This is a genomic window from Microcystis sp. M165S2, assembly GCF_020245885.1.
Classification (GTDB): domain Bacteria; phylum Cyanobacteriota; class Cyanobacteriia; order Cyanobacteriales; family Microcystaceae; genus Microcystis.
The window spans coordinates 1-9,639 of record NZ_JADBTZ010000448.1 but is presented as its reverse complement, the minus strand read 5'-3'; the positions used below and the strand labels follow the sequence as shown (position 1 = coordinate 9,639).

The window sequence follows — 9,639 nt, the reverse complement described above, 5'->3', positions numbered from 1 at the left end:
TTCTTGCCGTTCTACGTCAATCAAAAACTGGCAATAATAACCGTCAGCACGTCTAACAACTCTTACCCGTTTAATCTGTTGTTCTGAATAATAAACTAAGGTTTTTTGACTACACCATAAATCAAATTCTCCTGCTTTAAAGCCATCGGTGAACTTAATTTTACGTCTATCATCTGATAGTTGGTAGCCTGTTAGTTTGTATTCAACCGAACGGCTATGCTTTTTGAACCGAGGAAAACCCTTTTTCCCAGGTATCTTAGCATGACAATTCTGGTAAAACCGATTAATTGATTGCCAGGCTCTATCAGCAGCCGATTGACGAGCTTGTGAGTTTAATTTATTAACCCATGGTGTCTCTTTATTGTTAGCTAGTACCGCACAAAGCTTTTGGAGGTCATTGCGGGTTGTCCCTTTATTTTCTATCCAATAACGAACACAAGAATTACGCACAAACTGAGAAGTTCTGATAGCTTCATCGAGTTTCTGATATTGCTCTGGTGTTCCGTTTTTTAGCTTTGCTTCTACGACTAGCATCTAACAATCCTCGACCATTGGTTAATTTAATTATAACACAGTTTACTCACAGATGGTAGAATTAAACCGATGCTCCGTTGCTGATATTCTGGTCGGATTTCATCCCCCGCAAAGGTGAGCATCTTGTCGAAAAATCTAGCGGGGGCATTCATCCGACATTTTAGGTAAAGACTCTGAGCCAACTGTCCATGAACATCCTAACCAAGCTGCTTTTTCCCGAAACTAAAACCCCAGAGCAAGTAGGTTCACCGCGAGTACAGAAAAGCCGCCGGGGAATCGAAACCAAATCCGCCGCAGAAATCGTTATTATGCGACAAGCGGGTAAAATTGCCGCCACAGTCCTTAAGGAAATTGCCCAGATCGCTCAACCCGGAATGACGACGGCGGATCTGGATGCCTATGCGGAAAAACGTATCCGCGAAATGGGTGCTACCCCTAGTTTTAAAGGTTATTATGGCTTTCCTGCCTCGATTTGTGCCTCTGTCGATAACGAAGTCGTTCACGGTATCCCTAGCCCGAAAAAACGCCTCAAAGTTGGTTCTGTGTTAAAGGTAGATACGGGGGCCTACTACCAAGGTTATCATGGGGATTCCTGTATCACGATCGCTATCGGTTCCGTCTCTCCCAAAGCCGAAAAATTAATCCGCGTGGCAGAAGAAGCCTTATATAAAGGCATAAATCAGGTAAAAGCTGGCAATTATCTGCTCGATATTGCAGGAGCGATCGAAGATCACGTTCAAGCTAACGGTTTCCAAGTGGTAGAAGATTTTACTGGTCATGGAGTCGGCAGAAATCTCCACGAAGAACCCTCGGTATTTAATTTTCGCACTAATCAGTTAGCCAATGTCAAACTCCGCACCGGAATGACTCTGGCAATTGAACCAATTGTCAACGCGGGATCTAAACATACCAGAACTTTGCGCGATCGTTGGACGGTGGTGACGATGGATAATGCTCTCTCCGCTCAGTTTGAGCATACTGTCTTAGTAACCGCCACGGGTTACGAAATCTTAACCGATCGCAATAACCTATAAAATTGTCTATCTAGGCTTATTATCCTTAGATAATGGCAAAATAAAAGATTTGCGGCAGGATTTAGTCAAAATGTTTAAAAATATCGTTGTTGCCTTAGATTGTGGGGAATTATCGGATCGAGTCCTTCAGTCCTTGAATTCCCTTTCTCTAACGGCAAATTCTTGCATCATCCTCACCCATATCCTCGGCAAGGAGGGAGATGAATCGCCAGTCGATCGCCCTCACCCCTCCCGTGAGATCATTGAAGATCAATTGCGCTGCTATCAATCCCAGATTGCTGCCCCTAGTGAAATCGAGGTCATCTTTGGTGATCCAGCGGAGGAAATTATTCGTTTAGCTAATATCTATCATGCTGATCTGATCGTGATCGGCAGTCGGGGATTAACGGGAGTTCAACGGGTGATCGAAGATTCTGTTAGTAGTCTCGTGGTGGCAGAAGCTACCTGTTCAGTATTGGTGGTAAAAGCATAGCAGCCAGCATTCAGCTAGAAAAGGTACTCTGGCAAGAGTGCCTAAGTAGTCTTGAGCATCACTACGGATTAAAATTTGCAAATCTTATTTTTCCCCAATGTTTTCCCCCATACATTCCCCAGTATTTCCCCACTCACTCCCAAGTTTTCCACAGTTTACCCAGACTTTTCCACAGGCAACAGCGATAGAATCGGCACTTGCTTCGAGAAAAAATTAATCTTGATTGTAAAAATTCCCATCGATAGATACTGAGTTATTGTTAAGTTGAGTAAATAAAATTTAGCTCTAACCCTTATTCGCTCGTAAATATTAAGTTTTTCTAAAGCATTCCTTTACATCTGGTAATATTGCAACTCCCCCCAACTTGGCTCACAATAGTCCTTACTGTCCACTGCACCAGTCAGGGATTTCCCCACTTCAGATTCAGAGGTAAACGATATGAATACATCCGTCAGTATCTTGGCAGAAATCCCCGAAATCCTCCACCAATCCCTACAACAATATCTAGAAACTCACCCCGGTTGGGATCAAGATGGCGTGTTTACGGCGGCTCTATCATTTTTTCTACTTAATTGTCAATCCTCCGAAAGGATGAATTTTGAGGAGCAAAATAGCTGTGCCAAGGTTTATCTAGAAACTTTGTTCCAGCGCTCGGAGTGCTAATTCGGTGATAATAAGAGTCGGGTCATGGTTAAAAGCCCGATTTTCCCCTATGAATTCCGATAAAACCCCTAATTTAATCATTCCTCAGTTAATTATCGGTTTGGGTAATCCCGAACCCAAATATGATCGCACCCGTCATAATATCGGTTTTGAAGCTGTGGACTCATTAGCGCGGGATTGGGGGCTATCTTGGCAGGAAAATAAGCGATTTCAAGGTTTTATCGCTGAGGGTGACAGTCCTCTCCCAGGCAAAATTCGTCTCTTGAAACCCCAAACCTATATGAATCGCTCCGGGCAATCGGTGCGAGCGGTGCTAGATTGGTATAAACTAGCCCCAGAGTCGATTTTAGTCATTTACGATGACATGGATCTGCCCCTAGGCCGGTTGAGAATCCGTCTATCGGGATCGGCGGGCGGACACAACGGTATTAAATCGATGATTGCCCACGTTGGTACGGAAAACTTCGCTCGTTTACGCATAGGAATCGGTAAATCAACCGAAAAAGCGACAATTTCCCACGTTTTAGGCCGATTCACCCCCCAAGAAAACCAAGTTATCTTGAAAGTGTTAGACTTGTCCAGAAAAGCGATCGAACTTGGTCTCAAACAAGGGTTACAAAAGGCCATGAGTCTCTACAATAATCAAAGTGTAGAGATTGGTTCTAATCTATGCTGATAGCAAATAAGCCTGATTTTAGTAATGGTTATAATCGCCATTTTCGTCTATACTCTTACAGAACCCTTGCTTAAATTTTGATCGCCCTTTGCTAGATTAGGTCAATTTTTATCCTCGATATTAGCAGTTTAAGTATGATTAATCGCCAAAGTTTGCTGAGATTCGCCTACAAGTTTAATCTCATTTTATTGATAATCGCTACAGTTTTTTGTCTTGGGAGTAGTGCTGCTTTTGCCCATCGTCCCCATGATGTGATTAGTCAATTGGAAGTTTCTCCCGATTTCCAGACAGATAATACAGTATATATCTTGGTGCGAAATAACTTTTATAAGTCTAGGGATGGAGGTAGCAACTGGACAAGATTAATTCAAGGTTTAGATTATACGGGGGAATTAAGTTCCCTATCCCTATCTCCCCTCAATAAAAATATTCTCTATTTAGCTTCAAGATCCGATGGTATTTATAAAAGTGAAGATGCGGGGGAATCTTGGCAGAAAGTTAATCAGGGTTTAGAAACTAAATTTATTAACTTCGTAGAAATTGCCCCTTCCGATCCCAATATAGTAGCGGCAGTGGGATTAGAAAAAGGGGTTTATTTAACCGAAGATGGCGGTAAAAATTGGTCAAATATTTTCCCCACCACGGCACTGATAACCTCTCTAGCTATTACTCCCAACAATCCTGATCGAATTTTTTTCGGGGATGAACAGGGTAAATTATACACTTCCTCCGACGGGGGAAAAACTTGGCAGAATCTCCCCTTACCTGCTAATGTGGGGGCAGTGGATACAATTGCTTTTTCTCCTAATTTAGACAGGGATAAAACCTTTTTTGTCGGCACAAAAGAAGCAGGTATTTTTAAAACCGTTGATGATGGTAAAACCTTCCAAGCTGTTAACGAAGGAATTAAAGATAAAATCATCGAAGACATCGTTATTTCTCCCCAGTATGCCCAAAATTCAACCCTTTATGCCATCACTTGGTATGACGGAATGTATGTTTCGCAAGATGGGGGCAAAAGTTGGACAAAAATGAGCGAGGGTTTAACCAAAGATAAACAGGGTGATGATTATAAAGTTCCCCATTTTATGGATTTAAAAGTCGTTGAAGATACGATGTTTTTAGGGGGATTTAATGGCTTATTTAAAACCACGGATAGCGGCAAACAATGGCAGGAAATAGCAACTTTAGCCCGGGGAACAGTTATCGCCATGGCGGTTTCTCCTAATTATGCCCAGGATGGTACTGTTGTCATTGCTAATTATGTAGGCAATATCTTTATCAGTCGCGATAAAGGGGAAACTTGGACACCAATTAATCGCGGTTTAGAGGTTTATCGACTTGGTAAAGATCCCGAAGAATCAGGACAAGATCCTCGGCGTTTCTTTGACATTGCCTTTTCTCCTAACTATGGAGAAGATAGAGCTATTTTTGCGGGGTTTTTACGCAATAAATTTGCCAAATCCGATAACAGTGGTGATTTCTGGAAAATTATCGAAATCGATCAGAAAGTCCGCGGTCCGAGGATAGTTCCTTCCCCAGATTTTGCCAATGATAAAACTCTTTTTCTCACCAATCAGCAGGGTAGAATATTTCGTTCTACCGATGGAGGAAATACGGTTAAAAAGATCAGTGAAGTGGGCAGAATTTTTGGTAATTATGCCCCGTCCATGGTAGCTTCCCCTGATTTTGCTAAGGATAAAACTTTGTTTGTCACGGGAAAAGAGGGCATTTATCAAAGTGTTGATGGTGGACTAACTTGGAAAAATGTCAGCCAAGGAACCCCCCTATCAAAAACCTCTAATGTGCAGTTGGCAATGTCTCCCAATTATCCCAAGGATGGAACTATTTTTGCCGGGACAATTTCTGGTTTGTTTGTCACCAAAGATGGGGCTAAAAGTTGGACAAAATTAGAGAAACCGGGGTTTAATCCTAACACCTCGGTAGAAACCATTGCTATCTCTCCTGATTATGCTAATGATCGCACGGTAATAGTTAGTTTACAGGGAGATGGTTTGTTTAAATCTACCGATGGAGGAGAAACTTTTAAATCAATTGGTGATCCTAAAATACCCCTAGTGAAAATTCATAGTATCCCTTCCTCTGGTATCTCCGTCCAGTTTTCTCCTAATTACGCTCAAGATAAAACTTTATTCGGTTTTGGTGGCGCTAAAACTACAGTTTTTCGTTCCACCGATGGGGGAGAAACTTGGACAAGTGTAACTATTCCTCCTCACGCGGAAGAAAATACACCCCGCTATAAAATCGGTGAATTTTTCTCTGGTCCCCTTGGCACAATCTTGCGCGTGGTTATCCCGATTCTCCTGGCAATCGTCGCTTATTTTCTGGTGGGTTTCCTGAAACTGGAGAAAATTATTAATCTTCCTAAATCCTTCTTCCGCATGGCAGCAGCATTTATGATTTTTCTGTTTGTTTTCTTCGCTATCATTAGCCAAGTTTAGCGGAAATTTTGACCGGCGGGGCTTGACAAATCCCGCCGCTTGCCTTATGCTTATATATATAATGGGAATCCGTGCCTGCCTGCGACCTCTGATTTTTACGGCAGTCAACCCCTCAGAGAATTAACCATCGGCAACGTAGGGATTAACCATTTTAGCGGGGTCAACAATGCGCTCAAAATCCTCTTCCTTGATGTATCCTAGTTGCAAGGCTGCCACTTTCAGGGTTAAATCCTTTTCTAGGGCATAATGAGCGACGTAGGCAGCCTTTTGGTAGCCAATCACGGGACTTAATGCAGTCACCAGCATCAAGGATTGATTTAAAAAAGTCTCAATTTGTTTTTGATTAGCAGTCATCCCCTGAACCAAAAATTGACAGAAATTACTGCAACCATCAGTGAGCAAACGGATAGACTGCATGAGATTATGAATCAACAGAGGTTTATAGACATTCATCTCCAGATGTCCTCCAGCACCTCCCATCGTCACCGCTAAATCATTAGCTATCACCTGCACTGCTATCATCGATAAAGCTTCGCATTGGGTGGGATTAACTTTTCCCGGCATAATTGAAGAACCCGGTTCATTTTCTGGCAGCTGTAATTCTCCGATTCCACAACGGGGACCACAGCTAAGTAAACGGATATCATTAGCAATTTTATAGAGGGAACTAGCGATAGTTTTCAGTCCCCCGCTCAAAAAAACCAGAGCATCGTGGGAACCTTGCACGGTAAACTTATTAGGAGCGGTAATAAAGGGTAATTTGGTCAGATTAGCGATTTCGGCAGCCACATCTTCAGCAAAACCGAGAGGAGCATTAATTCCCGTACCGACTGCTGTTCCTCCCAAAGATAAACGATAGACTTTTTCTAGACATTTTTCTAGCCAATCGCTGCCATCATCTAATAAACCTACATAACCGGAGAACTCTTGTCCGAGGGTTAAAGGGGTGGCATCCTGTAGGTGAGTGCGGCCAATTTTAACTATATTTGCCCATAATTGCGCCTTTGCATCGAGACTATTCCGTAATAGTTGCAGACTGGGAATTAATTTTTCCTTGACTGCCAAGGCAACGGCAATATACATGGCCGAGGGAAAGGAATCATTAGTCGATTGGGACATATTAACATGATCGTTGGGGTCAACGGGGGTTTTGCTACCCAGAGGATTCCCCGTCAGTTGACTGCAACGATTGGAGATGACTTCGTTGATGTTCATGTTAAATTGGGTGCCACTTCCCGTCATCCAAACGTAGAGGGGAAAGTTATCCGCGTGTTGTCCGGCTAAAATTTCATCGCAGACTTGACAGATAAGGTTTTTTCTCTCCTGACTGAGACGATTCTTTTGCTGATTGACAATTGCACAGGCTTTTTTGAGAATGGCATAGGACCCGATCATCTCCCGGGGCATGAGATTATCACCTATACTAAAGTATTGTAGGGATCTTTGGGTCTGCGCTCCCCAAAGTTTATCGGCAGGTACGGGAATTTCTCCCATGCTGTCTTTCTCGATGCGAAATTCTGTCATCTTTAAGTTACTTCTGCATCTGGCCTGAAAAGAGAGGGGTTGCAGGGCGACACGGATTCCCATTATATTAAAATTATAAGTCAAGTCTAGCTAGTTTGTCAAGCCTTATTGAGGATTTTTTCCGATGTTAGGGACCAAAAAGAGCGCAGTTGATCGAGTCGGTTTGATGGGGGCAAATTTATTTCCTTGATTATCGGTAACGTCAATGCTAATCGTGAGGCAATTATTCAGCGATCGCTGATCTGGACAATAATTGCTGGCTACCGTTGGACGTTGTGAAAACTTTCTCAATTGCTGAGGAGCGATCGCCTAATGCTGGATTAACTTATTCACTGGGATCAAGTTACAGCGTTGTAAAAGATTGGTTACAGACTAAGCCAAGAGAGAAAACTAGGGGTAAATTGACAGTAATCTTGCCGATCACCCCTAAAAAACGACTACAATTAGTGCTGTTTACAGTACGCTAATCTGGCTAACACGCTTTTGGGCGTGATATGCGGAAGACTTCTCGCGATCACTCCACTTGAGCGTAATATACGGAAAGATTCTTTTAAAAGTGCGTATTTAGCGTAGTATAAGGAAAGTTTCCGTATATTATATAGTTAGCCATCACTCAAGGTCACCGTATGGGCGCAGAGCTGTGCCAAGTTCATGGGGTACAGTTAGGGCAGTTATGCTGTCCGCATGTTACCTCCGCAATTCGTGGGTCATTGGAGGTACTTCCGGATTCGGCGGTTAGTGCCAACATCGACCTCTTGGACGACGGGAGCAAACTCTTGCCGATAGTTGTCTGCCAATCCTGCGCCGCTCGGTTCAACATTGCGGTGAATGCCAACCTACCCGGGGAGGCATTCGAGCGCGAAGAGCTAATTCTAGCTCCAAGATGCGGTATCTGTTTCGCTGCATGGCGCGATGGCCGCAGTGGTAGTGATGCCTAACAAATCGCTGGAGCGGACGCGTGACAGATAAAGTGCCAAGCTCAAACAGTGGCGTGCGCGCCGCTCAGCTCAACCGTTAGGTAATTTGAATCTAGCGGTGAGCAACATGGCAAGAAAAGGAAAAAACGGAGCAGTGACAGCAGTAGGGGGCTTGGGGGCTTTAGTTGGATTTGGATGCATGATCGTTGGTTATATATGGAGTGTCAGAATTGTCTTTGATGAGTGGGGAGTATCGATGGGAGCAATCTCTATTTTGATGCTCCCAGCTACGTTAGCTATAATGCCTTGGTATGCAAGTTTAGTGTTGGGGAACTGGTGGTTGCTGGCTCTTATTTGGGGTGGGGTATCAGTAGTGCTATTAGTAGGGCTAATTGGTTAGTAGGGCTAATTGGTAGCGATATGGCGAAAGACTAAACTTGAAAATTAGGTATATGACCGATGACAATAACAATAGCTGTTGAAAAAGCACCATTAGTTACTGATTCTCAGGGCGTTGTACGAGTTGCTAACACTCGCGTTACCTTGGATACAGTTGTGACTGCTTTTCTTGAAGGGTGTACACCAGAAGAAATAGGAGAGCAGTATCCATCTCTACAACTACCGGATGTCTACTTAGCAATTGGTTACTACCTCAGACACCGAGATGAAGTTCATGCATACCTTGCAGAACGTCAACGTCAGTCAGAAAAAAATCGGCAGGAAGTTGAACAGCATTTTAATCCAATTGGAATCCGTGAACGATTGTTGGCAAGGAGAATCCAAAACGTTTAAACCATTATGATTCGGTTTCTTGCTGACGAAAATTTTAATCACCAGATTGTCCGAGGCATTCTTCGTCAAAATTCACAGATAGACGTTGTGCGGGTTCAAGATGTGGGATTGTCAGGAGTCGATGACCCCGCTGTTTTGGCGTGGGCGGCGCAAGAAGGACGTATTGTTCTCACCCATGATGTTGCTACCATGACAACTTTTGCTTACGAACGTCTTGAATCAGGTTTATTCATGCCTGGGTTGTTTGAAGTTAGTCGTCGTGTCCCAGTAGGGTTAGCAATTGAAGAGATTCTCTTGATTGCTGAGTGTAGTCTTGAGGAAGAGTGGGAAGGTCAGGTAAGATTTCTTCCGCTCCGCTAAAAACAGCAGTGCAATCGCTACCTAACAACCGCGCTGCACCGGAACGTACAAGCTGGTCGGTTGAGTCATCGAAAATTTTGGGTGGGAAACCCCGCCGTTCTAGGTTGGCTTTACGTTAGAATTAAAAAGACCGTCTCGAAAACCAAGTGGGCGGACAGCACCTTGAAAACTCGGCTTAGGGGGTTCCGTTCAGAAAAGCTTGTCC

Annotated in this window: 10 protein-coding genes; 8 read left to right on the top strand and 2 right to left on the bottom strand. The window is 43.5% G+C overall.

Features of this window, described 5'->3' with window-relative positions:
- A partial coding sequence (locus tag IM479_RS21935; protein ID WP_287686025.1) for an RNA-guided endonuclease InsQ/TnpB family protein occupies positions 1-534 on the bottom strand: 534 nt, incomplete at its 3' end.
- Between the two features lie 188 nt (positions 535-722).
- Between IM479_RS21935 and map the strand changes: the two genes are divergently transcribed.
- The 5 genes from map (at position 723) to IM479_RS21910 (ending at position 5,841) form a co-directional block, all read left to right on the top strand.
- The gene (map, locus tag IM479_RS21930; RefSeq protein ID WP_287686024.1) at positions 723-1,568 is read left to right on the top strand and encodes a type I methionyl aminopeptidase; all 846 of its coding nucleotides are present in this window, start codon (positions 723-725) and stop codon (positions 1,566-1,568) included.
- Between the two features lie 70 nt (positions 1,569-1,638).
- Entirely contained in the window at positions 1,639-2,040 is a 402-nt protein-coding gene (locus tag IM479_RS21925; protein WP_045360719.1) for a universal stress protein, read from the top strand.
- Positions 2,041-2,478: 438 nt separating this feature from the next.
- On the top strand, positions 2,479-2,703 hold the full coding sequence (locus tag IM479_RS21920; protein ID WP_002800048.1) for a DUF2811 domain-containing protein: 225 nt from the start codon (positions 2,479-2,481) through the stop codon (positions 2,701-2,703).
- A gap of 49 nt (positions 2,704-2,752) precedes the next feature.
- Positions 2,753-3,379, top strand: a complete 627-nt coding sequence (gene pth / locus IM479_RS21915) for an aminoacyl-tRNA hydrolase (RefSeq protein ID WP_287079505.1) — start codon at positions 2,753-2,755, stop codon at positions 3,377-3,379.
- Between the two features lie 134 nt (positions 3,380-3,513).
- On the top strand, positions 3,514-5,841 hold the full coding sequence (locus IM479_RS21910; RefSeq protein ID WP_287686023.1) for a WD40/YVTN/BNR-like repeat-containing protein: 2,328 nt from the start codon (positions 3,514-3,516) through the stop codon (positions 5,839-5,841).
- 120 nt (positions 5,842-5,961) lie between these two features.
- Here the strand turns inward: IM479_RS21910 and fumC are convergent, their stop codons facing one another.
- Entirely contained in the window at positions 5,962-7,365 is a 1,404-nt protein-coding gene (gene fumC / locus IM479_RS21905) for a class II fumarate hydratase (RefSeq protein WP_287686022.1), read from the bottom strand.
- 1,044 nt (positions 7,366-8,409) lie between these two features.
- Between fumC and IM479_RS21900 the strand changes: the two genes are divergently transcribed.
- The 3 genes from IM479_RS21900 to IM479_RS21890 are packed head-to-tail and all read left to right on the top strand — an operon-like array spanning position 8,410 to position 9,434.
- A complete protein-coding gene (locus tag IM479_RS21900; RefSeq protein WP_287686021.1) occupies positions 8,410-8,682 on the top strand; it encodes a hypothetical protein in 273 nt (90 codons plus the stop codon).
- 59 nt (positions 8,683-8,741) lie between these two features.
- Positions 8,742-9,074 carry a DUF433 domain-containing protein gene (locus IM479_RS21895; RefSeq protein ID WP_024968814.1) on the top strand — a complete coding sequence of 111 codons (333 nt, stop codon included), beginning with the start codon at positions 8,742-8,744 and terminating at the stop codon, positions 9,072-9,074.
- A gap of 6 nt (positions 9,075-9,080) precedes the next feature.
- Complete coding sequence (locus tag IM479_RS21890; RefSeq protein ID WP_287686020.1) at positions 9,081-9,434, top strand: DUF5615 family PIN-like protein; 354 nt, start codon at positions 9,081-9,083, stop codon at positions 9,432-9,434.
- Positions 9,435-9,639: the final 205 nt, after the last annotated feature.